Below are 25,069 nucleotides of genomic sequence, written 5' to 3' on the forward strand. Positions count from 1 at the left end.
TTGGGCCCGAACTAGAGTGATGGCTGGACTTAGCAGCAACCGTGCCCACGCGGAACGGTCAGGATTTTGGGGGATGATGCCGCAGTGACAGGTAACTTGTGGGGCGCCGACGTCGCGCAGCTTCGAACCCTCGCACAGCAGTTCGGAAAGGTCTCCGACACCCTGCTGCAGACGTCATCGCAGCTGACCAACCAGATCAACAACAACCCTTCATGGAAGGGCAACGACGCCACCCAGTTCCGCTCGGACTGGAACGGCAACCACCGGGCGCTCATCCAGCGGACAGCGCGCGCCCTCAAGGACGAGTCCAGGAAGCTGCTGGACAACGCCAACGAGCAGGAGAAGGCCAGCGACGCCGCCCCGGGTTCCGGCGGCGGTCCCGTAACTCTTGGCGATCCCGGCGGCTCGCTGGCAGGAACACTGGGCGGCGTGCTGCTCGGGGGCATCGGAGCGCTCAAGGCGGGCATGACCCTGCACAAGTTCATCAAGGCCCCCTTCACCCTGGCCAAGCACCTCGGGCAGTACGGCTGGGTGCTGAAGAACCAGCGGGCCGATTTCATCAAGTCGTTCCTACAGGGCCGCCACCGCATCGGCGGCCCCGGCTTTGCTGCACACCGGCTCCTCGGCAACTCGGCCCTGGACGACCTGCTGAAGGGGTCGGCGTCCGCCCATCGCGGGCTCGGGCTGATCGACAAGGCTACTGACATTGCGTCGCTGAAGAACCTGAACAAACACATTGGCATCCTTTCCAAGTTCGGTCCCCTCCTGGAGGAGAAACCGTGGATCGGGGCCGGCACCAAGCTCGAATGGCTGGGTAAGTCGGGCCTCGCGCGGGGACTTGGCTGGGCCGGCGTCGGCTTCAGCGCCTACGACTCCGTCAAGAGCTTTTCCGACGGCGACATCAAGGGCGGGTTGGCCAGCGCAGGTAAGGGACTCCTGGGTGTCGGGTGCTTCCTGCCGCCCCCCGCCGGGACTGTATGCCAGGTCGCCAGCGTCGGCATAGCGGTGTACGAGAACTGGGACACCATCAGCAGCGTTGGCAAGGACATCGGCGAAGGCGTCGTCAACGCCGTGAAGGACCCCGGAAAGTTCGTCAGCGACACGAAGGATACGTTGGTTGACGCAGGCAAATCCGTGGGCAAGTTCTTCGGATTCGGCGATTAGGAGACAAGCATGACTGTTCAGGACCCAACCCAGCAGGAACCGCGCCTCGGCATCGACGTCATCGGCTTCGGCGTGGGTGAGTTCGCCTACCTGCTGAACGTTTTTGAGGGCCCTGCCCGCGACCGTTCAGTCAGCGTCTTCCGCGCCGAAGAGATGATCGACGACGTCACCCTCTCCACCGCCGGCGCGTCCTCGCTGCTGGCCCGTGACTTGGCTGCGGTTGATGACGACGGTGATCTGGGCGTGAAAGGCGTGGCGGCTGCCGTCGCCACTGCGCTGGGCCAGGCGACCCGGTGGACGGAGATCTCCCTCTTGACCGGCGAAGCGATGGACAACGTGGCGATGCTGGAAGCACCGGGCGTTTCCTTGATGCTCCAGCCCCGGCTCCTGGGCACCTGGTTCGTCTTTGCCCAGGATCCCGCCATCTCCTCGGCGGAGGCGACACTCCGGGTGATCCGCCAGCACGTCGAACAAAACCGTGGCGGCTCCGCATACCTGGTTTTCAAAACCTTGGCTTCCGAGCAGCACCTGCTGGTCCGCCGTGAGGAGACCTCCTGGACCACCGGGGTTCCCGATTTCGACAAGGACGAGGTAGCAGAAACAGCTGGGCTGGATGATGCCGGGCTGCTGGCGGCGATTGAGGATGCCCGTGGCGAGGCGTAGCGAGGGTGTCCCGCAGGAGCCGGGCTACGTTCCGTCGCAGACCCCCGACGACAAGCTGCTGTACCGCCGGGCCGAGAACGGCGACATGGTGGGCTACACGCCGGCCGAATATGGCGTGCGCAAGGACGACGGCCACGGCCTGGTCAAGCCCGTCAACAGCTCCGCCGGGCTGCTCTTCCTGGCGGTTCTTGCCTCATTGTTCACGGGCGGGATCGTCTACGGCATTGTCCGAATCGCTCTCGACGGCACGTGGGGAATCCTGGGCGAAGTCTGGTGGGTGGTGCCTGTCGGAATTCTCGTACCCTTGGCGGCGTGGTCCGCGTACGCCAAGGAGCGCAGGGCAGAGAAGCTGCGCAAAGCCCGCAACCTTCCGCGGCCCCTCGACTGACGTCTTTGCGTCCAGTGCTGCAGCGGCCGTGACGTAACCGACTGCGGCCTGCCAAATCCAAAGATAAACTGGCTAAATGACTACAGCAGCTACTCCGTCCGTTGGACTGGTCGGTTGGCGCGGCATGGTCGGCTCCGTCCTGATGCAGCGCATGCAGGACGAGGGCGACTTCGCCAGCATCAACCCGGTATTTTTCTCCACCTCAAACGCGGGAGGTGCCGCCCCGACTCTTGCCGGTGCTGCCGCGGGCGCGGCCGGCAAGCTCGAGGACGCGTTCGACGTCGAGACGCTGGCCAAGCTGCCGATTATTGTCACCGCCCAGGGCGGGGACTACACCAAGCAGGTCCACGGCGAGCTGCGCAGCCGGGGCTGGGACGGCCTCTGGATCGACGCCGCCTCCACCCTGCGCATGAACGATGACTCCATCATCGTCCTTGACCCCATCAACCGCGACGTCATCGACAAGGGACTGGCCAACGGCGTCAAGGACTTCATCGGCGGCAACTGTACCGTCTCCTGCATGCTCATGGGCCTCGGCGGCCTCTTCAAGAACGGCCTCGTCGAGTGGGGCACGTCCATGACCTACCAGGCCGCCTCCGGCGGCGGTGCCCGGCACATGCGCGAGCTGCTCAGCCAGTTCGGGACGCTCAATGCCGAGGTCAGCACGGAACTGAACGACCCGGCGTCGGCCATTCTGGACATCGACCGCAAGGTGCTGGCCCACCAGCGCACCGGCGTCGACGCCACCCAGTTCGGTGTGCCGCTGGCCGGCTCCCTCATCCCGTGGATCGACGCCGATCTCGGTAACGGCCAGTCCAAGGAAGAGTGGAAGGCCGGTGTCGAGACCAACAAGATCCTGGGCACCTCGGATGAGAACCACGTGATCATGGATGGCCTCTGCGTACGGATCGGGGCCATGCGCTCCCACTCGCAGGCGCTCACCCTGAAGCTGCGCGAGGACCTCTCCGTTGCCGAGATCGAGAAGCTGCTCGACGAGGACAACGAATGGGCCAAGGTAGTGCCCAACTCCAAGGAAGCCTCGATGGCCGACCTGACGCCCGTGGCAGCCTCCGGCACGCTGACCATTCCGGTGGGGCGTATCCGCAAGCTCGAGATGGGTCCGCAGTACATCAGCGCCTTCACCGTCGGCGACCAGCTGCTCTGGGGCGCCGCCGAGCCGCTGCGCCGCATGCTCAACATCGCCACCGGCACGCTGTAGCCAGCTTTCACCTTAACCGGCCCTGCCCGCACGACCAGCCCCGCCCGGGGGCCGTTCACGCGGAGCGGGGCCGGTTTCGCGTCTGCCCCCGGGCGGTCGCGGACGCGTCCTCACATCCCGTCGCTTCCAACCGAACGCGTCCTCACATCCCGCCGCTTCCAACCCGACGCGTCCTCACATCCCGCCGCTTCCAACCCGACGCTCCCGCAAAAAGTTGCCGGAGCGTTTCCCCTTTGGCTACAGGAAGTGAGGACGCGTGCCAAAAAAGGCGACCAGATCTGAGGAAGCGTCGCAATAGTCCCGGGCCGGTCATGCGGTGCGGGCCGTTCACGCGGAGCGGGGGCCGGTTTCGCGTCTGCCCCGGGCGGTCGCGGGCCCGGTCCTGTATGCCCCGCCCGTCAGGACGCCAGGAACCGCTCGTACCTTTCAGCTGCGCGGTGGAAACCCGCCAAGGCGGCCTGGCCCAGGGGCTTCGTGTCGTCGAAGGGAACGGGCACGACGGCGGCCGTCCGCCCGCTCCCCTGTCTCACCCAGGTGCCGGTCACCTCGCCGCCGGCCACGATGGCTTTCTTGAACACCCCGTTGCCGCCCGGGACGATCTTTTGCGCGTGCTCGGGCGGCAGCACGATGCTCCGGTCCGTGTAACCGAGCACGAACTCGTCGAACCCAGGCAGGGCAAGGACTGTCCGCTGGCCGGGCACGCCGTCGTCGAGCAGCGCCGCTGTCTCGGGTGAGAGCCAGTAGCTCGTTCCGCCAAACTCAAGTTCCACGAGCTGGCCGCTGACCGCGGGAAGCGCCGCCCTTCCCTCGGTCAAAGGAATGCTTGACCACCAGGCAAAGTCGCGCAGCGTGGCGGGTCCGTGGCCGCGCAGGTATCTCAGCAGCAGCTCTGCGATCCCCTCCTCACGGCCCAGGTCCCGTGAGGACGTGATCCACCGGTCGAATGCAACGAACTTCTGCTGGTTGCCGTCCAGCGGCCCGTGGACGAGTGAGGCGCTCTGGCACAGCATCCACAGCAGGTGGACCCCGCGCTGAGCCTTGGTGGCCTGCCCGGCAGCCTCGAACGCCGCGAACAGCTCCTCCCGGGTGGCGGCCCGCCCTCCGTCAACCAGGCCGAGGGCTGTCTCCCGGCAGGCCTCCACGTCGCTGCCGGTGATTTCCAGTTGCCGGTGCCGGCCGGCCGTGCCCTGGATCATACGGGCCGTGGTGATGTTCAGGATCCAGCGCAGATCCTCCGGCGCCAGCAGGTGCAGCGTGCCCCGCATGGGCCACGACCGGACCACGGACCCGTCATTCAAAGCCCGGCGGACGTCGCTCAGGCCGGCGCCGGGAACCCGGACACCCACAGCCCATAGCGCCGACTGGAGATCCTGGGCCTGCATCGCGGTCATCGCACGGACGGCCTCCGGCACGCCGTCGAATCCGGGTCCCAGCAGCCCCTGCGACGCCAGCCTCAGCCGGCCCATCACCTTGGGCGAAACCCGGATCTTCACCACAGCTGCCATGGGCCCATCCTAGGACGCCCGGTAACGAAGCAGGCGCCGCAGCGCTAGAGCGTGAGGCCGATCAGGAGCGGTTCGGGGTGCAGTTCAATGCCAAAACGCCCGACGACGCCGGCACGCACCTCGCGTGCAATCGCCACCATGTCGGCGGCGCTGGCCGAGCCGCGGTTGGTGATGGCCAGGGTGTGCTTGGTGGACAGCGAGGCCCGGCCGCCGGAGACGCTCCCGGCCTCCAGCCCGAAGCCCTTGCCGAAGCCGGCGTGGTCGATCAGCCAGGCCGCGGACAGCTTGATCTGCCCGTCGGCGCCGCCCGGGTACCGGGGTGCGGATTCCGGAAGCCCTGCCGCCACGTCGGCGGGGACGATCGGGTTGGTGAAGAACGAACCCGTGGAGTAGGTGTCGCGGTCCGCCGGGTCCAGCACCATGCCCTTGGAGGCGCGCAGCCGCAGGACCTCGCGGCGGACGTCGTTCGAGTAGGCTCGCTGGCCCTGCCCTACGCCCAGGACCCGCGCCAGCTCGGCATAGCGGATGGGTGCGCTCATGCGGCCCAGCGGCAGCTGGAATTCGACGGTCAGCACAACGTAGCGCGGAGAGCCGTTGACGGTGGTCTGCTTGAGGATGGAATCGCGGTACCCGAACTTCAGCTCCGAGTTGGTGAAGGTCCTCACGGCGTTGCGCTCCCGGTCCCAGGTGCGGACCGCTGCAATGGTCTGCGAGACGTCCGCGCCGTAGGCGCCAACGTTCTGCACGGGCGTGGCTCCGGTGGCGCCGGGGATCCCGGACAACGCCTCAATGCCGGACCAGGCGTGGAGCACGGCATGCTCCACCAGGGCGTCCCAATTATGGCCGGCCTGCACCACCACTGCCACGCCCCCGCAGGAGTCCTCGGCGTTGACGGTGAACCCCTCGGAGGCGATCTTCAGGACGGTTCCGGGGAACCCGTCGTCGGAAATCAGGAGGTTGGAACCGCCGCCGATGATCAGCAGCTGCTCACCGGCGGCGTCCGCGGCGCGCACCGCCTCGATGATCTCAGCCTCGGTGCGGGCCTCGACGTATTTGCCGGCGGGACCGCCGACGGCGGCCGTGGTCAGGTCGGAAAGCATTGGGGAGGTCACCAGTCCAGCCTATAGGGAACAGAAGCAGGGAAAGCTAGGGAAGCTTGCGGGCCACCGGAGACAGCAGAAAGCTTGCCACCAGCACCGCCATGACGGCCAGCAGCGAGTGCAGGATCCCGACGTGCTCGGCGAGGAGTCCCAGCAGCGGCGGGCCGCACAGGAAGGCCCCGTACCCGATCGTGGATACCACGGATACCCGGGCGGCAGCCTTGGCGGGATCGTCAGCCGCTGCGGACATGCCCACCGGGAAACCCAGCGAGGCGCCCAGCCCCCATACTGCCAGGGCGGCGTAAGCCAGCCACGGCGCCGGAGCGAACACGAACAGCGCCAGGCCAAGGACGGCCATGGCCGAGCACCAGCGCATCACGGGAACCCTGCCGAACCGGTCGAGCACCACTGTTCCGGCGAACCGGCCGATGGTCATGAAGGTGACGAACAGCCCGTACCCGGCAGCGCCGGCCGCGTCCGACTGGTGGTGCCCGTCAGCAAGCGCCAGAGCCACCCAGTCCCCGGCCGCGCCTTCCGCCAGTGCCAGGCCCAGCACCATGACGCCCAGGAGCAGCGTCCGCCGGTCCCGCCAGGCCTGGGCGATCTTGCGCTTGTTGTCCAGCGGGGCCTCGCCGGCGCCATCGCTTCCCGAACGGATGACGGGGATCGGCCCGGTGGAGGGGTCCTCGAAGTTGTCGGGCCGGTACGGTGCCCTGCGTTCCGCGGGGGTGACGTCCGCACGCAACCAGCGTGCCGCCGTCGTCACCGAACCGGCGACGACGAGCCCGGCGGCGGCGAGGTGCCACACGACCGGCACGCCCGCACCGGCGGCCCAGGCGCCCAGCCCCGCTCCGGCAACCGTGCCCAGGCTGAACGAGCCGTGCAGCCGGGGCATGATGTGGCGGCCGATGGCCCGTTCGACGGCGGCTCCCTCCACGTTGGACGCCGTGTTCCAGCTGGCGGTGCCCAGTCCGACGACGGCCAGTCCCGCTGCAACCGCAACCGGACTGGACAGGACGGACGTGCCGAAGCCGGCCAGGAGCAGGCCGCAGCCCACCATGATGCTTCCAGTCCGGATGGTCCGCCGGGAACCAAGCCGGAGCACGATCAGCCCCGACGCGGATACCGAGAGGAAGGACCCGGCCGTCATGCACAGCAGCAGCAGCCCCACCGTGCCGGGCGTGAGGCTGAGGCCGTCCCGGATCGCGGGCAGGCGGGAAACCCAGGACGCGAACGCGAGCCCGCTGGCGGCGTAGGCCACCACGACGGCGTTGCGCCAGAGGCTGACTTCCCGCGCCTGGACGGCGGTGGAGCTCAAGACAGCATCACGTCACGCCAACCGGACGAGGGCCTGGGCCTTCACCAGGACCTTCTGCCCGTCGAACACGACGGTGAGGTCCACGCGTGCGGTGCGCGCTTCGGCATCCAGCGCGCCGACGGCTCCGCTGACGTCAATCACTGCACCGGCGTCGCCGGTTCCCGTGGTGTCCGTGACAAGCACCGGCTTGGTGAAGCGGGTCTGGTAGTCGACGACGGCGGCCGGGTCACCAGCCCAGTCGCTGACCAACTGCACGGCCGCACCCATGGTGAACATGCCGTGGGCAATGACGCCGGGAAGCTCGACGCCCGTGGCGAAGGCCTCGTTCCAGTGGATGGGGTTGAAGTCTCCCGATGCGCCGGCGTACTTGACCAGGTCCTGCCTGGTCACCTCGATGCTGCGGCTGCCGATGTCCTGGCCGACGCTGAGTTCTTCGAATGTGGGGCTCATGGCTACTGTCCCTCTCCGCGGACCAGGATGGATGACTTGGTGGTGGAAACCGGCTCGCGCCCGTCCCCGTCCGTCAGCGCGAAGATCTCGCTGCGCGTGGTGATCATGGCGCCGCCGCCCATCGCACGCACGCCGTCGACGTGCAGTTCGGCGACGAGCCGGTCGCCGGCAAAGATGGGGCGGTGGTGGGTGAAGCGCTGGTCCGCGTGGACGACGCGGGAGAAGTCGATGCCGGCCTCCGGGTCCTCGATCAGCTGGGCGTCGGCGCGCTGGGCGATGATGATCGCAAATGTGGGCGGTGCCACGAGGTCGGGGTGGCCGAGGCCCTGTGCGGCGTCAAGATCGAAGTGGGCGGGATGGGTGGCCTTGACGGCTCGGGCGAACTCGCGGATTTTCTCGCGGCCGACGTCATAAACCTCTGCGGCAGGGTAGCTTCGGCCCTGCAGGTCCGGATTGATAGTCATGGGTTCAAGCCTATCGGGGCCGGCACGCGGGTTTCCTACTTGGGGATGTTCTTCCGCACACTCTGGCCGCGGACCACCAGACCGACCATGTGCAGCACCAGGCCCAGGCCGATCACCGGCAAGGAACCGATCATGAGTCCCTGGTTGGCGGCGACATTGCCTGCGATGTTGAGGATGAGACCGACGGCGATAAGGCCCATCGCGGCGAAGACCAGGATTTTGTAGGACTTGGGCGCGGTGGCCCAGAATTCGTGCAGCACCGTGCCAGTTTACCCAGTCAGCCTGTGTGCCCTCAGAAAAGGGGTTCCTGCACCGCCGGCACTTCCGAGCTGTACTCCCCCGGTTCCACCAGGCGGCCCTTCAGCAGCCCGAGGTTCACCACGAAGTCCAGCTCCGAGCCGTCCAGACCGGCCAAGCCGTGGCTGCCGCACAAGGCTCTGAGGGTGAAGCCGTGACTTCCGCTGTGCATCCCGTGAGGGTACGCGTGCCGGGCAGCAGCCGCGCAGAGCTCCGCGGCCTGCGCCGGGCGGACCCACTGTTCATCCACGATGGCAAAACCCCCGACGGCGGTGCCTGCCAGGAGCGTCCGCACGTCCTCCGCCCGGCTCCGGTTCAGGAGGTCAAGCTCTTCGCCGGGGAGCGGGTCCGTCAGTGCGGCAGTCTTCACCGCGCCGCGCACCTGCTGGGCAAGGCCAGCTTCGCTCGTGGCCAGGTCCTCCAGGACGCGCACCACCCGCCCGTCCTCCGCCAGCGCGACGTAACGGGCAACCACCGCACCCTGCTCAGCCAGCCGGTTCCATTTGCGCGGCCGCGACGCCGTGCCGATCTTGCTGGCACCGTTGGCGAACGTGGCGACATAGAGCGAGTGCGGCTGCATGAGGTAGTCCCGCAGGCCGGCCGGGACCCGTCCGCCGCGGTGGAAGTCGTGGATCAGCCGGGTGTCGTCTGCCAGTTGGCAGGTCTCGCACTGGCTGCCCCGGACCGCAGGGGCGCTGCCCGGGCACGTCACGTGCCGGCGCTCGGTGGCGGAAAAAACCCTGGTGTGGCCGAGGCAGTGCTTGACGCCGTCCGCTAGCCGGAACCCGAGGCGGGTGCCGGCGTCGAGCGTCATCTCACTGAACCCGCCGGAACGGTGCTGGAGGCGCAGGACCGGCCGGCCGCCGTCGGACGATGCGGAAACGGCCGGCGGCCCATCCCAAAAGACCCCGTGCACCAGATAACGGGTATCGGTCACGGGGTCTCCTGGTAATGCTGATGCAGACTAGAGCGCTGGCTGTACGCCAAACGCTACCGCGAGCTTCATGATCTTCTCTGCGCGGCCGAGGCGGGGCAGGTCGGAGCCGTCGCGGATGACGCGGCCGTTGGCCTCGAAGTCGGCCATGAAGTCGGTGGCCCAAGCCACGTCCGACGGCGTGGGGCTGATGACCTCATTGATGACGCTGGTCTGGTCGATGGCCAGGCAGAGCTTTCCGGTCATACCCATCATTACGGTGACGCCGGTCTGCTCGCGCAGGATGGGGTGGTTGGTGCCCACAGTGGGCCCGTCGATGGGGCCCGGCAGGTTGCCCACCCGGCTGGCGACGACGAGCTTGGCGCGCGGGTAGGCCATGGCCTCCTGGGTGTTCGCCATGCCGGTGTCGCGGCGGAAGTCGCCGGAGCCGAAGGCCAAGCGGAACGCACCCTGGGCCTTGGCGATGTGGTTGGCTTCCTCGATGCCAAGAGCCGATTCCACGAGCGGGATGACCGGCGTCTTGCCGTCCATGCGGTGGAAGGACTCGGTGACCTGGTCGGCCGACTCCGTCTTGGCCAGCATGACGCCGAGCAGCCCCGGCGTGCCGCGCAGGCCCGCGAGGTCGTCGGCCCAGAACTTGCTGGTGGCGTCGTTGATCCGCACCCAGGCCCGGCCACCGCCGGAGAGCCAGTTCACCACATTCTCGCGGGCAACGTCCTTCTGCGAGGGGTCAACGGCGTCTTCGATGTCCAGGATGATCGAGTCCGCGCGGGACACGGCGGACTGGTCGAAAAGCTCGGTTTTCATTGCGTTGACAAGCAGCCACGACCGGGCGATCTCGGCGGGGATATTGCGTTCGTGCCGGGTGATCTCGGCTGTGGAAGTAGACGTCATGGTTCTACCGTATCGGGCGCGCGCCCGTGTGCGCGACGCAGATCGGCCCCGCCGGGCAGACCAATACGAACAAAAGCCACAGTGTACCGCCGACGGAATGACGTCCCGGCACCTCCCGTCACGAGGATTCACCGGCCGCAACGGGGCGCCTCATGACCCGCTGTTGCGCCGTGTTTCCGCGGATTTCCAACGGTTGCCCGCCGTGACCCGGGCACTTTTCTGCGTCCTGTCGAGTGCGCTTACATCGATCCATCGGTCGTTGCAGTGGCCGCCAAGAACCTGGCTCACCAGCCAACCAACCCCCTGAAGGAACCCCCAATGAAACGACACCTGACCATCCTGAGTGCTGCGGCCGCCGTCGTCATCGCCCTGACGGTGTCCGGCTGCGGCGGGAGCGCCGCCGGCGATGACACAGGCGGCACCGGCGCTCCCGGTGCCAATGAAGTGAAGGAGCTCCGCTACCAGGGCTGGGCCAACAACGTCACGCTTCCGGAGCTGGCGCAGGACCTCGGCTACCTGGGCGACGTCAAGCTGAACTGGGTGGGCAACACCATCAGCGGCCCGCAGGACATCCAGTCCGCAGCGACGGGCCAGACCGACTTCGGCGGCGCGTTCGCCGGCGCTGTGGTGAAGCTCGTGGAGGCCGGCGCTCCGGTGAAGGCCGTCATCAACTACTACGGCGAGGACAGCAAGACCTTCAACGGCTTCTACGTGAAGGAAGACAGCCCGATCAAGACTGCCCGGGACTTCATTGGCAAGAAGATCGCCGTGAACACCCTAGGCGCACATTCCGAGGCGGTCATCAACACCTATCTCCGCAAGAACGGCCTGAGCGCGGACGAGATCAAGCAGGTCCAGCTCGTGGTGGTGCCGCCGAACGACACGGAGGAAGCCATCCGCCGCGGCCAGGTGGACGCCGGCGCGCTTGGCAGCATCCTGCAGGACAAAGCCGTCGCCAACGGCGGGCTGCGGTCCGTCTTCAGCGACTTTGACCTGTTCGGCTCGTTTGCCGGCGGACCCTATGTCTTCCGGGAGGATTTCCTCGCCCAGAACCCCAACACGGTCCGGACCTTCACCACGGGCGTGGCGAAGGCCATCGAGTGGGAACGGACCACGCCCCGCAAGGAAGTCATTGCCCGGCTCACCAAGATCCTGAAGGAACGCGGCCGCAATGAGAACCCTGCCGCCCTGCAGTACTGGAAGAGCGTCGGCGTCCCCGCCAAGGGCGAGATCAAGGACGAGGACTTCACCCGCTGGGAGGAGTATCTGAAGTCCGCCGGCATCATCAAGTCCGACCTGGACGCCAAGAAGCTGTACACCAATGAGTTCAACGGACTCCTGACCGATTCAAAGTAACGCCCTCAAGTAACGCCCGATTCGAAGTAACCGCAACACAAAGTGAGGAAAGAACGATGACTGTCATTACCGAAACAAAGCTCGAATTCTCCAAGCTGGGCTCCCGCATCGGCGCCGAGATCCGCGGCCTGGACCTCAGCGGCGACCTGCCGGCAGAGACCGTTGCACAGATCCGTGCGGCCCTCAACGAGCACAAGGCCCTGGTGTTCCGTGAAGCCAACATCCTCTCCGACGAGGCGCAGGTGAAGTTCGCCAGCCACTTCGGCCCGCTCACCAAAGCGCACCCCACCGTGGCGTCCGTGGAGGGCGAAGAGAACGTCCTGCCGGTGGACAGCGAGAACGGTTCGGCCAACAACTGGCACACGGATGTCACGTTCGTGGTCAACCCGCCGCAGGCGTCCACCCTGCGCAGCATCGACGTCCCGGCCTACGGCGGCGAGACGCTGATCGCCTCCTCCGCCGGCGCCTACAGCGACCTGCCGCACGAGCTGCGGAACTTCGCCGACACCCTCTGGGCCATCCACACCAACGACTATGACTACTCGGTGCCCAAGAACCTGGAGCACGCCAACGCCGAGGAGCGCCGCAAGGAGTTCAGCCGGCTCAAGTTCGAGACGGCCCACCCCGTGGTGCGGGTCCACCCGCTGACCGGCGAGCGCGGACTGTTCATTGGGGGCTTCGCGCAGCGCCTGCGGATCGTGGGTCTGTCCAACACCGAGTCCAAGGACATCATCCGCCTGCTCCAGGCCTACGTGACCCGTCCCGAAAACGTGGTCCGCGTGAACTGGGAGCCCAACCAGCTGGTGCTCTTCGACAACCGCATCACCCAGCACTACGCACCGGACAACTACGACGGCCAGCCGCGCAAGCTCAACCGCGTCACCATCGCCGGGGACATCCCGGTGGGCGTGGACGGCAAGCAGAGCCAGGCCCTGAAGGGTGATGCCTCCACGTACTCGGAGGTCGCCCCGCTCTAGGGCTGTTGGCCTGATGGGCCCGCGGCGCTTCCGCCCCCCCAAGTAGGTCGCAGCAGATGGCGTTCTAAGTGCTCAGAACACCGTCAGCTGCGACCTAGTTGGGTTTAAGGGATGTTGCTACCCCGGGCCGTGACCCACAGCCGGTACCACTCGGCCCGCGTCATGGCCTCGGCCGCGCGGGCTGCCCCTGCGCAGGCACGGATCCGGTCGGGGTTGGCCGTGCCGATGACCGGCACGATGCCGGCCGGGTGCTTCATGAGCCAGCCCAGCAGCACCGCCTCGACGGTGGTGCCGTTCTCGCGGGCCATCTCCGAGAGCAGCGCAGCCGTGGCGCTCTCGGCCGGAGTGGGCCGCTCGGGCGGGTTGCCGGTGTAATGGCCGCGGGCCAGGGCGCCGTAGGCCTGCAAGGTGATGCCCTCCCGGGCACAGTACTCCAGCGTCCCGTGCGGAAAGCTGTAGCCCTGGGCATCGGGATGGTTGACCAGCACCGTGCTCTCCAGCCAGTCGCGCTTGAGCAGGCTGAGCTCCAGCTGGTTGGCCACCACCGGAGTCTCGAGGCTGTCCTGCAGGAACTCGATCTGGGCGGCGCACATGTTGGACACGCCCAGCGCCCGAACCTTGCCTTCCGCCATCAGCTTCCCGACGGCGGCCGCCACCTCCGCGGGGTCCATCAGGGGATCCGGGCGGTGCAGCAGGAGGATGTCCACGTAGTCGGTGCGCAGGCGCTCGAGGCTGCCGTTCACGCGCTCGATGATGGCGTCCGCGCTCAGGTCGTAGTGGGTTTCCAGCCCCCGCTCGTTCAGCCGGATCCCGCATTTGGTCTGCAGTTGGATGCGCTCGCGCAGCCCGCTGGTGCCGGCCAGGACCTCGCCGAAGACGGCCTCGGCTTTTCCGTGCCGGTAGATGTCGGCGTGGTCAAAGAGCGTGACGCCGATGTCCAGGGCCGCATCGATGGCCTCGGCGGCGGCCTCGACGTCGGTGATTTCGTGGGGTTCAGTCGACCAGTCCCCGCCCAGGCCCATGCAGCCGTAGAGCAGCCGGCCGTAGGGTGCTGCAGTCTGTTCAGTCATGGCATCACTCTTTCATTTGTTCCGGGCCCCGCACAGAGGCTGGCCCGGGTGCCCACAAGGCGGTTAAAGCGGGCCGCTGGCGCACCCCGGTCAGAACCGGGGTGCGCCAGCGGCTTGTCATTCAGTCAGTGGTCAGCGCAGCCAGTTGGAGTCAGCGCAGCCAGGCCGTGGTGTTGGCCGGCAGCTTGCCGCCTTCCAGCGGTGCGCTGCTCACCAGCACCGTGCCCGCGGGAAGGTCGACGGCGGTGTCCCCAAAGTTGGTCACTGCCTGCCAGCCGCCCGGGCGGCTGAAGTGCAGGACGTCCGGGTTTCCGGTTTCGATCCATTCCAGCTCTTCGGCGGCCTGCAGCTCACGGCGGAGCTTCAGGGCAGTGCGGTAGAGCTCGAGCGTGGAGCCCTGGGTGCCGTCCTGCGCCTCAACGGCGTAGCTGCTGAACCAGTCGGGCTGCGGCAGGTGAGCGCCGCCGTCGCCGAACCCGAAGGACGTGCCCTCCACGGACCACGGCAGCGGCACGCGGCAGCCGTCGCGACCCACTTCCACTCCCCTGTTGCGGAAGAACGACGGGTCCTGCCGTTCGGATTCCGGGATGTCCGCCACTTCCTGCAGGCCCAGTTCCTCGCCCTGGTACAGGTAGGCGGAGCCGGGCAGCGCGAGCATGAGGAGCGTGGCGGCGCGGGCGCGGCGCTTGCCGAGCTCGACGTCGAGATCCTTTTCGGGCCCGCCGGCCAGCAGCCAGGCCTTGCCGTCCTGGCCTTTGGCGTGCTGGCCCTTGGAGCCCTTGGGCAGGCCGTAGCGGGTGGCGTGCCGGACGACGTCGTGGTTGGAGAACACCCAAGTGGAGGAGGCGCCGGTGGCTGCTGCCTCTGCCAGGTTGCGGGTGATGATCTCGTGGAACTCCTCGGCGTCGAAGTCCGCCTGCAGGAGGTCGAAGTTGAACGCTTGGCCCAGGCCTTCGGGGCTGGCGTAGCGGGCCCGGCGGGTGGCGTGCACCCAGGCCTCGGCGACGGCGGTGCGCGGCGGGTTGTACTCGTTGAAGACCTCGCGCCATTCGGCGTAGACCTCGTGCACCTCGTCGCGGTCCCAGAACGGGTGCGACCCGTCGTCGAACCCGTCCGTGCCGGTGTTGGCGGCGCTAAGCTCCAGCTTGGACAGCAGCGGTTCGGTGAGGTCCTTGGTGAGCGCGTGCGCCACGTCAACGCGGAAACCGTCCACGCCGCGGTCCGACCAGAAGCGCAGGGTCTTGAGGAAGTCGTCGCGGACTTCCCTGTTGGCCCAGTTCAGGTCCGGCTGCTCCTTGGCGAAGATGTGCATGTACCACTGGCCGGGGGTGCCGTCCGGCTCGGTGATGCGCTCCCACGCGGGGCCGCCGAAGACGGAATCCCAGTCCGACGGCGGGAACTCACCGTTGGGGCCCTTGCCGTCCCGGAAAATGTAGCGGTCCCGGGCCGGGGAGCCCTTCGGGGAGGCCAGGGCTTCCTTGAACCATTCGTGCCGGTCCGAGGAGTGGTTCGGAACGATGTCGGCGATCAGCTTGATGCCGACGGCGTGGAGGGCGGCGGCCATCTCGTCGAAGTCCTCCAGCGTGCCGAGCTTCGGGTCAACGTTGCGGTAGTCATCCACGTCGTAGCCGCCGTCGGCGAGCGCCGACGGGTAGAACGGGCTGAGCCAGACGGCGTCGATTCCGAGCGACTTCAGGTACGGGACCTTGGCCGTAATGCCCTTGATGTCGCCCAGGCCGTCGCCATTCGAATCGGAGAAGCTGCGGGGGTAGATCTGGTAGACGGACGCCTGGCGCCACCAGTTCGGATCGGCCAAACGGTCGGAATCGGAAAGGGTTGCCAGCGTGGCGGTGGTGGACAAGGGATGATCCTTTTCTTGTGGTTGGGGTTGTTGCTGGACTGGTTTGATGGGTCTACTTGACGGCCCCGCGCATGACTCCGGACAGTACCCAACGCTGGGCAAGGATGTAAACCACCAAAGTGGGTGCCATGGCCATCAGGTAGGACGCGAACGCGAGGCTGTAGTTGGTGTTGAACTCTCCCTGGAAGAGCATCTGCACCACGGGAAGGGTCTGCAGGGCGGGATCGGCGATCATCATCTGCGGGAGCAGGAAGTCGTTCCATGAGCCGAGGAAGGCGAAGATGCCCACGGTGGCGTTCATGGGGGCCAGCAGCGGGAAGATGATCCTGCGGAACACCTGCCACGTGGTAGCGCCGTCAAGCCGGGCCGATTCTTCCAGCTCCACTGGAATGGAGCGGACGAAGGCGATGTACAGCAGCGTGTTAAACGAGATGCCGCCCAGCACGTGCAGGAACACCACGCCGCCCGGGTTGTCCAGGCCGAGGAGGGCCGTCTGCTTGATCAGGGGCAGGATGATCACCGGGAACGGGATGAACATGGCCGAGAGCAGGTACACGAAGGAGCCCCGGAAGAACCTCCGGCTCCAGTTCCTGGCGATGGCGTACGCCACCAGCGAGCTGCAGGCGAGCGAACCAAGGACGCTAAGCACGGTGACGAACGCCGTCGACATGAACGCCCGCGGGAAATTCGTTGCCACGTAGGCGGCGCCGAAGTTCTCCCAGTTCACCGGGCCGGGCCATTCCAACCCCGTGCCGGTTCCGATTTGGTCTGGGGACTTCAGGGCCATGGCCACGGTGAAGTACAGCGGTAGCAGCACGGTCAGGGAGGCCACCAGCATCAGCGCGGTGAGCCACCAGTTGATCTTGTAGCCCTCCCGGCCGGAGCGGTTCTTCCGGCGGACTGGGTTGGTTGGGTGTTTGGCGCGGCCTGGGTTGTTTGAACGGCCGGTGCGGCGGGCGGCCAGTGGAAAAGCTGTCATTAGAGAGAAACCCCCCGGCGCTGGATAAGGCGCAGCTGGATGACGGAGATCAGCAGGGTGATCAGGAAGTAGATGACGGCGTTCGCCATCTGGTAGGAGTAATCCCCGCCGGTGAAGCCGGAGAAGATGCGCATAGCCACAGACTGAGTTGCCATGCCGGGCCCGCCGCCGGTGAGGCCCACGATGATTTCGTAGGTACCCAGGAAGCCCTTGAAGCCGAGGATCACGTTGATGACGAGGTACCCGAGGATGAGCGGCAGCGTCAGGCTCGCGAACTGCCGGAAGCTGCCGGCGCCGTCGAGGTCCGCGGCCTCATACACCTCGGACGGGACCGCTCTGCAGCCCGGCCAGGTAGATGATGGTGGCGCCGGGAGCCGCCTGCCAGACCGTGACCAGCACGATGGCCAGCCAGGCGAGATTCTCGTTGGCCAGGATGCTCGTGGCCAGGGGCGTCACACCGAAGCGGTCCGCCAGCACGGGCAGGGTGTTGGAGAACAGGTAGTTGAACACGAAGGACACCACCAGGGCGGAGAGCACCATGGGGATGAAGAAGACGGTGCGGATGCCGGTGCGCCATTTGATCTTGGCGTTCAGGCCAAGGGCGATTGCGAGGGCCACGATGTTGACCACCACGGTGGTGGTCAGTGCGAAGACGAACGTGAAGATGTAGGACTGCAGGATGGCCGGGTCCCGGAAGATGTTGACGTAGTTGGACAGTCCGATGAACTTCCAGTCGCCGTAGCCGGCGTAGTTCGTCAGGCTGAAGAATACGCCCACCAGTGCCGGCAGGGTGATGAAGAAGGCGAACAGCGCCAGGACCGGCACCACCATCCAGTAGTACGCGGGGTCGATGCGGCCCTTGGCGCGGATGGACCGCAGCGGGGTCTTCGGGGGAACGGTCGAGGCGGCGGGCGGGGCTGCCTGCGCCATCTCTGAGGTTGTAGTCATGGGGGCTCCTGGATTCGGGCGGGTCAGACCGCGGTGCGCTCGGCGACCCGGCGCCATTCGTCGTCGAGGGCGGAAAGGAACTGCTCGCCGTTCTTGCCGTACACGAAGGACTGGATGTAGTTGTACAGCGGTACCGACGGCGGGAAGTAGGTGGTTGCTCCCTGGTAGTACCGCCCCTCCCGCACGGAGGCGGCGAGGCCGGTGATCTGGGGATTTTCGACGGCGGGTGCTTCCTTAAGCGGTGAGAACGCCGCGTTTTTCTCGTTGTAGGCGTCCACGACGGAGGGCTCCAGCAGGTAGCTGACGAACCTGCGTGCCGCGGCCATGTTCGGCGTGTTGCGTGTGATGGACAGGGCCATGTCCACGTTGACCCGGGCCTTGGTGTCCGCGGGGTTGTTGGTGACGGGCAGCGGGAAACTGCCGAGCCTGACGTCCTTGTTTGCAGCCACCAGTTGGGACAGCGCCCACGGGCCCTGCAGGTACATGGCCGCCTGGCCCTTGGCGAATGCGGCGTTGCCGTCCGCGTAGTTCTTGCTCGTGGCGCCCTTTTGCGAGAAGGCTGCAAGCTCAAGCATCTTGGGTAGGACCGGACCGAAGTTGCTGGTGAACGACTCTTTGGCGTCTTCGCTGATGGTGGCACCCTTGGCGGCGAGCTCGGCGAAAAAGTCGGCGACGTCCAGGGAGCCGCCCGCGAGGTAGTCGAACATCCCCTGGCCGAGGGTCCAGCTGTCCTTGAACGTGCCGTAGATGGGCGTGATGCCGGCGGCCTTGAACTTCTCGCAGGCCGCCACGAATTCGTCCCAGGTGGCGGGGACGGACACGCCCCGGGCCTCGAAGATGTCCCGGTTGTAGATGACCCCGGCGGCTGCCAGGGAGAACGGGAGGGCGCTGGTTTCGTGCCCGTTGTACTGTCCCCAGGAACTGATCAGGTCCTGGACCTTGGGGTCGATGGTGGCTGCCGCTGGATGGTCCGAAAGATCTGCAAACACGCCCTTGCGGACGAAGTCGGCGGTGGCCTGGGCGAAGCCGCGGGTCACGACGTCGGGCGGGTCGTTGCGGACCAGGCCCGGAACGAAGTTGCCCTCATTGAAGTCCTGGATGACGCGGATGTCCGGGTTGAGCGCCTCAAAGTCCTTGATCACCTGGTTGAAGTAGGCCACCACCTCGGGCTTGTTCTGCATGAAGCGCAGGGTGGTGACGCCGTTCTGGCTGCTGGGCACGGAGCCGCAGCCCCCCAGCGGAAGGACAGCTGCTGCACCTGCAAGGCCGGCCGCCTTGAACAGCGCGCGCCGGCTGAGCGGAGTCTCGCGGCTGAGCGGGATTGCACTCACAGTGCGGAGGCCTGGACGGAGTGCTGGGAGGTGGCGCGGCGTTGCGGATTCCGGAACCGGCGGTGCTGGGAAGGGCAGTTCACAGTTGCTCCTTTGCAAAAGGCTGAGGAAAAAGCTGGAAGGAGAATCCCGTGGCCGGCGGCCGTCCGGCCCACGTGAGTACTTTATATGGAATCTAAATTTAGTTCCTCAAGTATTATGTGGGGCAGAGCACAAGGAGGTCAACACCATGTCCGAGATGACGGCGGCCACGCCACAGCTGCTTCGCCGCGTGAGCGCCGGAGCGGTCCTGGATTTCATGCGCGCCTCGGGCGCGGTGACGGTGACGGAGGTCATCCAAGCCACCGGCCTGACCCGGGCCACCGCCATTTCAGTATGCGAGGACCTCATGCAGCGCGGGTGGATCACCGAGCTGGAGAACCAGCGCGCCTTTGGCGGCTACCAGAAGGGACGGCCCGCCCGCCGGTTCGAACTCAACGAGCGGGCAGGCTACGTCCTGGGAATGGACGTGGGGTTCTCAAAAGCGACGGTGGTGGTGTCCGATCTTCGCGGCAAGGCGCTGGGACGGGCCAGCCAGCCGTTTGAGATCGAGGACATCTCCGCCGAGGAACGCGTTGCTGTCATTGACCGGGCCGCCATGATGGCGCTGCACAGTGTGGGGGCCTCTCCCGACGCAGTGCTGGCCGTGTGCGCCGGTATGGCGGCTCCGGTGGACCGGAAAGGCAACATCCTCACGGCCCAGCATTTCTGGGGGCTGTTCGACGTCGGGCTTAAATCCGCGCTGGACAAGCTGCACGGATGGACGGTGCTGCTGGAGAACGACGCCAATCTCGCCGCCCTCGGCGACCGGTGGCGGGGCGCCGCGGCGGGCGTGGACGACGTGGTCGTGATCCTGGCCAGTGAACGCTTCGGTTCCGGCGTCATCGAAGACGGCCGCCTGCTGCACGGCAGCGGCGGCGGCGCCGGTGAACTCGCGTACCTGGACCTGGTAGAGGGCGTGGGCGACACCTTCGGCATCGCGACGCTGGCGAGGACCTGGGCTGCGGAGGCGCTTGAGGGCACCGCCGAGACGTCCCTCCGCGAACACGCCGCCACGGGGGCCGAGGCGGAGCACGTCTTTGCCGCGGCAGCTGCTGGCGACGCGGAGGCACTGAAGATCCTTGACCGGCTGGCCGACAGGATGGCCCGGGTCATCGGCTCTGTGGCCACCCTGATCAACCCCGACCTCGTGGTGATCGGCGGGGCCGTGGCCAACTCTGCCGGGGTCCTGATCGAGCCTATTGCGACCCGGCTCCCGGAATTCACGGCCACCCCGCCGCGGGTGGCGGTCTCGCCGCTGGGCGATTCGATCGTCACCGTGGGCGCGGTCCGGCGGGCCCTAGACTACGTGGAGGCGAACACCCTGGACCTGGAGCTCAACGTCCCGGCCTAGCCGCGGCCCTCAGGAGACAGGCGCCCTCCCGCAGCAGACCCCTCCCGCAGCGACCCACGACGAGCGCGAACGTACACTTGGGGCCCCAAAAAGCATGTCCCTTTTGGGGCCCCAAGTGTACGTTCGCGCTGGGCTACTCCGGCATGATCATGGTCCGCAGGTCGAGCTGGCGCAGCACCCTGTCCGCCACCTCGGGATCCATGTCCGGTTCGCTGCGGGCTGCGACGACCTCCTGCCGCGCGGCGTCCAAGGCGATTGTCTGGACCGTGATGGCCAGCTCCCTGCCCCGCTCACGCTTCTCGGCCAGGCTCTCGTTGCGGAGGCTTCCGTCCAGCAGTTCGGCATGGAGCCGGGTCATCTTCTCCTTCACCAGCGCCACCTTCTCCGGCGGCAGCTCCTTCACGAGCTCGTTGTCCTTCAGCGCGGCCACGGCGGCCGCCTGCGCACGGCGGGCCAGGAGCCGCGCTGCATCACGCTCTTCCGTGCCGTCCTGGGACGCCTTCAGGACCTTCATCAGCCACGGCAGGGTCAGACCCGGCAGCACCAGGGTCGCCAGCAGCACCGCGCAGGCGGTGACGAGTACTTGGTCCCGCGCCGGGAACGGCGTGCCGTCCGCGAGAGTGAGCGGCAGCGCCAGCGCAAGCGCCAGAGTGGCCAGCCCGCGCATGCCGCACCACGTCAGGATCAGCACCTCCTTGGCGGACGTCGGCTGCAGCAGGTTCGTGCGGTGGCGGGCGGACAGGGCCAGCAGGCCCAGCCAGCCGAACCGCACGGCGAAGACCAGTACGCAGACCACGGCGGCGGTGCCCGCCATGCCCAGGATGCCGGCCCCTTCCGCCCGGACCACGTCCTGGATCTCGAGCCCCACGAGCCCAAACGCAAGCCCCGTCACCAGCAGCTCCACCACGTCCCAAAAGGCCGTCCGGGTCACCCGCTCGGCGGCGTCCTGCGGCCGGGCGTGCCGCTGCATCTCCAGGGCGGTGACCACGACGGCGATCACACCGGAGGCGTGGAATTCCTCCGCGAGGATGTAGGCGGCAAACGGCACCACCAGCGTCACGGCGCTGCGGGCCACCATGGACGCCACAAGCCGGGTGATCAGCGACGTCAGCCAGCCCATGGCAATGCCGACCACGACGGCAAGTGCCGCCCCTACCACGAACTTGAGGACGACGTCGGGCCCTATCCTGGTGCCACCGACAGCGGCGGCAACAGCTGCCTGGAAGATGACAATGGCGGCGGCGTCGTTGAAGAGCCCTTCGCTTTGCAGCACCGTGATCAGGCGCCGCGGCATGTGCACGCGGCCGGCAACGGACTCCACCGCAACAGGGTCCGGCGGTGCCACCATGGCTCCGAGCGCGATGGCGGCCGGGATGCCGATCCCCGGAATCATGATCCACGCGGCGCCTGCGACAACGGCGGTGGAGATGACCACCAGGGCCACGGCGAGCATGATGAGCGTGCGCCACCGGACCCGGAAGACGGCCCAGGAGCTCCGCTGCGCGGTGGCGAACAGCAGCGGCGGGAGGAAGATCGGCAGGATCAGCTCCGGCGGAATCTCGATGTCCGGGAAGCCCGGGATGAACGTCAGCGCCACGGCCAGGAGCAGCATTAGGACCGGATAGGGCAGCCGCAGCCGGTCCCCGAGGCCCACGGCGACCACGGTGGCGAGCAGGAGGCCGATGATGAGTGCCAGCTGGTCCATGTGCCCACTTTCCCCGAGTGCGCCACGCCTCGGACGGAGGGCGGCCGTTGCCTTTCAACCCTACCGGGAACACCGCGGCCCTACTCCTGCCCAACGCCGCCCGGACCGGGGCGAACGTACACTTGCGGCCCTAAACGAACCCTCTTTTTGGGGCCCCAAGTGTACGTTCGCGCTGTGCTGTTGTTCTCGTCGGGCTTCGGCTGCAGGGCTACTGCAGGCCGGCCAGCGCGGCCGCCACCGGCTGCGTGCCGTCGCGGAATTCGATGGTCCGGCCGACAGTATCCGGCAGGTCAAGCACCGCGGCGGCAACGATAGCCACGTTGGCTCGCGAGGTCTGCGTGCCGGAACTGGCGTCTTCGGGGCTCACGTCGATCAGCCCGTTTCCCGGCCCTTCGGTCAGCGACCCCGGACCCAGGATGGTCCATTCGAGGTTGGTGCCGCGGAGGTACTCGTCGGCGGCGGCCTTGGCCTCGGCGTACGCGTGGAAACTGTGCCCCTCGGGAACCCCGTGGTCCGGGCCCGCCCCAAAGTAGGACACCATCACATAGCGCCCGACGCCGGCCTCCGCGGCCGCGTCCATGGAACGGATGGCGGCGTCGCGGTCCACCGCATACGTGCGGGCCGGGTCCCCTCCCCCGGCGCCGGCTGACCAGACCACCGCGTCGTGGTTCCCGAGCGCGGCGGCGACGTCCGCCGTCGTCGACTTTTCAACGTCAAGGACCGACGGCGACGCGCCGGTGGCGGCGACATCCGCCGCATGGTCCGGGTTACGGATGAAGGACGTGACGCTGTGCCCCTGTTCCGTGAGGAGGGCGGACAGTTGCAGGGCCACCTTGCCGTGGCCACCGATGATTGCGATGCGGGTCATGTCCCCATTGTGTCCCAGGCGCGGTGCCCGCCGCAGGCCGGCACTCCCTCATCCGGACCGGTCACGCTGTCCGGTTGGCGTAGCGGAGGAAGACAGTGCCGTTGCCGAACCGCTTCTCCTCCAGCAACTCAAGCCGGAGGCGGACGTCGTCCGGGAGGAAGCGCTTGCCGGCGCCGACCGCCACGGGCGAGAGGAACATCTGGAACTCGTCCACCAGCCCCGCCCGGATGGCTGCCGCGGCAAGTTCGGCGCCGCCCACGGCCAGGTCCCGGCTAGCGTCGGCCTTGAGCCGTCCGACGGCATCGGCGCTGAACTCCCGCTCGATCCGGGTCCGGGCGGTGGTCACATCCTCCAACGAGCGGGAGAAGACCACCTTGTCCGCCGCCTTCCAGAGGTCGGCGAAGTCGCGGATGTAACCGGGGATCTCGCCGAAGTCCTCCGGATGCTCCCAGACGGCCATCACTTCGTACATCCTGCGGCCGAGCAGGTACGTCCCCGCCGACCGCTGAAGCTCGTTGACGAAGGAATGCACCTCGGCGTCCGGCTCGGCCCAGTCGAAGTTGCCGTCCCGGTCCGCGATGTAGCCGTCGAGGGACATGAGTCCCGAGTAGATCAGTCTGGCCATGCCGGCTCCTGTTGTCCGTTGCGGTGTGCAGTCCGACCTTAGGTTCATGGCGCCCGGATGACAACGGTTCCGCTGGTTCCGGAGCCATCCGCAGCGTTGCCACAGGATTCCATCAGGACCTGATCAAGGATCCGGTTCTCCCCTATTCCGGCTGGCATGCTGGTTGACACATCAAGCAATTCATACTGTTTCAGGAATCATCAGGGGGAATCATGCCGCTAGGCACGTTCAATCACACAGGCCCGTCGAACCACACCGGCCCGTTCAAATCGGCCCGACGCCGGGTGGTGGCCATCACTGCGTCCGTCAGGTCCGGCCTTTGGGCCCGGTCGCTGTCCGCGACCGCCGTGGCCGCCGGCCTGCTGCTCACCGGGCTGGCAGTCCCCGCCGAGGCTGCCACCTACTATTCCGCGCCGCTGCGGACCGCCGCCCGTGCCCTCACGGTGGCCGCGGAGAACAATGCCGGCTACGACCGGACCCGCTACTTCGGCACCTGGCTGGACACCAACCGTGACTGCCAGAACACCCGGGCCGAGGTCCTGCTGCAGGAGGCGAAGGCCACCGCGACGTACACCACCGCGCGCCGGTGCACCGTGCGCACGGCCCGCTGGGTGACCAGGTGGGACAACCGCACGCACACCCTGGCGTCGGCCGTGGAGATCGACCACACGGTTCCCGTCCATGAGGCGTGGGGCTCGGGCGCCCGCTACTGGTCGCAGGCGCGCCGGGTGGCGTTCTACAACGACCTCGGCGACGGTCGGTCCCTGAACGCGCAGACGGCGGCACTGAACTCCGCCAAGCAAGCCCGGGGTCCAGAGGCATGGATGCCGCCGGCGAACCGCTGCGAGTACATCGGCAACTGGATCGCGGTGAAGATCCGGTGGGGCCTGCGGGTGGACAGCGCCGAGAAGGCCGCCCTGATCCGCTGGGCAGACTCGTGCCCGAACGTGCGCATCAGCGTCACCCGCGCGTAGGCCTCCGGGGAGCCCCGCAGGCAAATAGACGCCGCAGGCAAATAGCCCCCGCAGCCAAATAGCCCCGCACCGCCGCAAAGGCAGTGCGGGGCTTTTCGTAATTACGACGCCGGTTCCCCCAAAGTGCCCCACGACGGCTCGGGCCGGATGAGCCATGGCCCAAAAACAAAAGCAGGCCAGGGGCTGATTGCCTCTGGCCTGCAGATTCTGTAGCGGTGGGGAGGCTCGATCTCCCGACCTCACGATTATGAGTCGTGCGCTCTAACCAACTGAGCTACACCGCCACGAATGAGAAAAACCTGTGTCAAGCCGGTCAAGACCGCCTTGACACAGGCCCTCATTCCGAGCCCCCCACCGGAATCGATCCGGTGACCTCGTTCTTACCAAGAACGCGCTCTACCACTGAGCTAGGGGGGCAACGAGTAAATACTCTACCCGAAGATTTCGCACTCAACAAATCGGCGGCGGAACGGGGTTCTCCAGGGTCAAAAACCCCGGAAATACAGGCTTGGAGCGGGCTGCAGGCCCCTGTTGGATGCCGCTGCAG

General features: G+C 67.1%; 23 protein-coding genes, 2 tRNA genes and 1 pseudogene. 8 read left to right on the forward strand and 18 right to left on the reverse strand.

What is annotated here, in order from left to right; all coding sequences use genetic code 11:
- Positions 1-84 precede the first annotated feature (84 nt).
- The 4 genes from QFZ23_RS17940 to asd all read left to right on the forward strand — a co-directional run bounded on the left by QFZ23_RS17940 (position 85) and on the right by asd (position 3,434).
- Entirely contained in the window at positions 85-1,164 is a 1,080-nt protein-coding gene (locus QFZ23_RS17940) for a WXG100 family type VII secretion target (protein WP_306924951.1), read from the forward strand.
- A 9-nt stretch (positions 1,165-1,173) separates the two neighbouring features.
- Positions 1,174-1,827, forward strand: coding sequence for a hypothetical protein (locus QFZ23_RS17945; protein ID WP_306924953.1), 654 nt, complete (start codon positions 1,174-1,176; stop codon positions 1,825-1,827).
- A complete protein-coding gene (locus tag QFZ23_RS17950; RefSeq protein WP_306924955.1) occupies positions 1,814-2,215 on the forward strand; it encodes a hypothetical protein in 402 nt (133 codons plus the stop codon). Before QFZ23_RS17945 ends, QFZ23_RS17950 begins: the two co-directional genes overlap by 14 nt.
- A gap of 76 nt (positions 2,216-2,291) precedes the next feature.
- Positions 2,292-3,434, forward strand: a complete 1,143-nt coding sequence (gene asd / locus QFZ23_RS17955) for an aspartate-semialdehyde dehydrogenase (RefSeq protein ID WP_306924957.1) — start codon at positions 2,292-2,294, stop codon at positions 3,432-3,434.
- A 398-nt stretch (positions 3,435-3,832) separates the two neighbouring features.
- Here the strand turns inward: asd and QFZ23_RS17960 are convergent, their stop codons facing one another.
- Genes QFZ23_RS17960 through QFZ23_RS17995 form a run of 8 tightly spaced genes read right to left on the reverse strand, consistent with a single transcriptional unit; the run spans position 3,833 to position 10,396 of the window.
- Positions 3,833-4,939 (reverse strand): winged helix DNA-binding domain-containing protein, encoded by a 1,107-nt coding sequence (locus tag QFZ23_RS17960; RefSeq protein WP_306924959.1) that lies wholly within the window; start codon positions 4,937-4,939, stop codon positions 3,833-3,835.
- A 44-nt stretch (positions 4,940-4,983) separates the two neighbouring features.
- Positions 4,984-6,051, reverse strand: coding sequence for a UDP-N-acetylmuramate dehydrogenase (locus QFZ23_RS17965; RefSeq protein ID WP_306924961.1), 1,068 nt, complete (start codon positions 6,049-6,051; stop codon positions 4,984-4,986).
- A gap of 34 nt (positions 6,052-6,085) precedes the next feature.
- The gene (locus QFZ23_RS17970; RefSeq protein ID WP_306924964.1) at positions 6,086-7,357 is read right to left on the reverse strand and encodes an MFS transporter; all 1,272 of its coding nucleotides are present in this window, start codon (positions 7,355-7,357) and stop codon (positions 6,086-6,088) included.
- Positions 7,358-7,369: 12 nt separating this feature from the next.
- On the reverse strand, positions 7,370-7,807 hold the full coding sequence (locus tag QFZ23_RS17975; RefSeq protein WP_306924967.1) for a MaoC family dehydratase: 438 nt from the start codon (positions 7,805-7,807) through the stop codon (positions 7,370-7,372).
- A 2-nt stretch (positions 7,808-7,809) separates the two neighbouring features.
- The gene (locus QFZ23_RS17980) at positions 7,810-8,271 is read right to left on the reverse strand and encodes an FAS1-like dehydratase domain-containing protein (protein WP_306924970.1); all 462 of its coding nucleotides are present in this window, start codon (positions 8,269-8,271) and stop codon (positions 7,810-7,812) included.
- A 35-nt stretch (positions 8,272-8,306) separates the two neighbouring features.
- Positions 8,307-8,531 carry a DUF3188 domain-containing protein gene (locus QFZ23_RS17985; protein ID WP_306924972.1) on the reverse strand — a complete coding sequence of 75 codons (225 nt, stop codon included), beginning with the start codon at positions 8,529-8,531 and terminating at the stop codon, positions 8,307-8,309.
- 32 nt (positions 8,532-8,563) lie between these two features.
- Complete coding sequence (locus tag QFZ23_RS17990) at positions 8,564-9,505, reverse strand: DUF2797 domain-containing protein (protein WP_306924974.1); 942 nt, start codon at positions 9,503-9,505, stop codon at positions 8,564-8,566.
- A gap of 27 nt (positions 9,506-9,532) precedes the next feature.
- On the reverse strand, positions 9,533-10,396 hold the full coding sequence (locus QFZ23_RS17995) for an HpcH/HpaI aldolase/citrate lyase family protein (RefSeq protein ID WP_306924976.1): 864 nt from the start codon (positions 10,394-10,396) through the stop codon (positions 9,533-9,535).
- Positions 10,397-10,714: 318 nt separating this feature from the next.
- Here QFZ23_RS17995 and QFZ23_RS18000 point away from each other — a divergent pair, with 318 nt between their 5' ends.
- Together QFZ23_RS18000 and QFZ23_RS18005 are read left to right on the forward strand one after the other, a co-directional pair.
- Positions 10,715-11,752 carry an ABC transporter substrate-binding protein gene (locus tag QFZ23_RS18000; RefSeq protein WP_306924978.1) on the forward strand — a complete coding sequence of 346 codons (1,038 nt, stop codon included), beginning with the start codon at positions 10,715-10,717 and terminating at the stop codon, positions 11,750-11,752.
- Positions 11,753-11,808: 56 nt separating this feature from the next.
- Positions 11,809-12,729 carry a TauD/TfdA dioxygenase family protein gene (locus tag QFZ23_RS18005; protein ID WP_306924980.1) on the forward strand — a complete coding sequence of 307 codons (921 nt, stop codon included), beginning with the start codon at positions 11,809-11,811 and terminating at the stop codon, positions 12,727-12,729.
- A 104-nt stretch (positions 12,730-12,833) separates the two neighbouring features.
- Here QFZ23_RS18005 and QFZ23_RS18010 read toward each other — a convergent pair whose 3' ends face one another.
- The 5 genes and pseudogenes from QFZ23_RS18010 to QFZ23_RS18030 form a co-directional block, all read right to left on the reverse strand.
- Positions 12,834-13,799, reverse strand: coding sequence for an aldo/keto reductase (locus QFZ23_RS18010; protein WP_306924982.1), 966 nt, complete (start codon positions 13,797-13,799; stop codon positions 12,834-12,836).
- A 151-nt stretch (positions 13,800-13,950) separates the two neighbouring features.
- On the reverse strand, positions 13,951-15,660 hold the full coding sequence (locus QFZ23_RS18015) for a glycoside hydrolase family 13 protein (RefSeq protein ID WP_306924983.1): 1,710 nt from the start codon (positions 15,658-15,660) through the stop codon (positions 13,951-13,953).
- A gap of 52 nt (positions 15,661-15,712) precedes the next feature.
- Complete coding sequence (locus QFZ23_RS18020; RefSeq protein WP_306924985.1) at positions 15,713-16,639, reverse strand: carbohydrate ABC transporter permease; 927 nt, start codon at positions 16,637-16,639, stop codon at positions 15,713-15,715.
- Positions 16,639-17,587, reverse strand: a pseudogene (locus tag QFZ23_RS18025) (carbohydrate ABC transporter permease). Before QFZ23_RS18025 ends, QFZ23_RS18020 begins: the two are co-directional and overlap by 1 nt.
- A 23-nt stretch (positions 17,588-17,610) precedes the next feature.
- Positions 17,611-18,918: an ABC transporter substrate-binding protein gene (locus tag QFZ23_RS18030; protein ID WP_306924987.1), complete on the reverse strand. Its 1,308-nt coding sequence runs from the start codon at positions 18,916-18,918 to the stop codon at positions 17,611-17,613.
- 229 nt (positions 18,919-19,147) lie between these two features.
- On the opposite strand from QFZ23_RS18030, the gene QFZ23_RS18035 reads away from it, so the two are divergent.
- A complete protein-coding gene (locus QFZ23_RS18035) occupies positions 19,148-20,350 on the forward strand; it encodes an ROK family transcriptional regulator (RefSeq protein WP_306924989.1) in 1,203 nt (400 codons plus the stop codon).
- Positions 20,351-20,483: 133 nt separating this feature from the next.
- On the opposite strand, the gene QFZ23_RS18040 is transcribed toward QFZ23_RS18035, so the two are convergent.
- The 3 genes from QFZ23_RS18040 to QFZ23_RS18050 form a co-directional block, all read right to left on the reverse strand.
- Positions 20,484-22,055, reverse strand: a complete 1,572-nt coding sequence (locus tag QFZ23_RS18040; protein WP_306924991.1) for a Na+/H+ antiporter — start codon at positions 22,053-22,055, stop codon at positions 20,484-20,486.
- Between the two features lie 208 nt (positions 22,056-22,263).
- Entirely contained in the window at positions 22,264-22,923 is a 660-nt protein-coding gene (locus QFZ23_RS18045) for an NAD(P)H-binding protein (protein WP_306924993.1), read from the reverse strand.
- A 61-nt stretch (positions 22,924-22,984) separates the two neighbouring features.
- Positions 22,985-23,548, reverse strand: a complete 564-nt coding sequence (locus QFZ23_RS18050; protein ID WP_306924995.1) for a dihydrofolate reductase family protein — start codon at positions 23,546-23,548, stop codon at positions 22,985-22,987.
- A 212-nt stretch (positions 23,549-23,760) separates the two neighbouring features.
- Between QFZ23_RS18050 and QFZ23_RS18055 the strand changes: the two genes are divergently transcribed.
- Positions 23,761-24,522, forward strand: a complete 762-nt coding sequence (locus QFZ23_RS18055; protein ID WP_306924997.1) for an HNH endonuclease family protein — start codon at positions 23,761-23,763, stop codon at positions 24,520-24,522.
- 210 nt (positions 24,523-24,732) lie between these two features.
- On the opposite strand, the gene QFZ23_RS18060 is transcribed toward QFZ23_RS18055, so the two are convergent.
- Positions 24,733-24,806 (reverse strand) — tRNA-Met (locus QFZ23_RS18060).
- Between the two features lie 61 nt (positions 24,807-24,867).
- Positions 24,868-24,939, reverse strand: a tRNA-Thr gene (locus QFZ23_RS18065).
- Positions 24,940-25,069: the final 130 nt, after the last annotated feature.

This window comes from Arthrobacter globiformis (assembly GCF_030818015.1).
GTDB lineage: Bacteria > Actinomycetota > Actinomycetes > Actinomycetales > Micrococcaceae > Arthrobacter > Arthrobacter globiformis_C.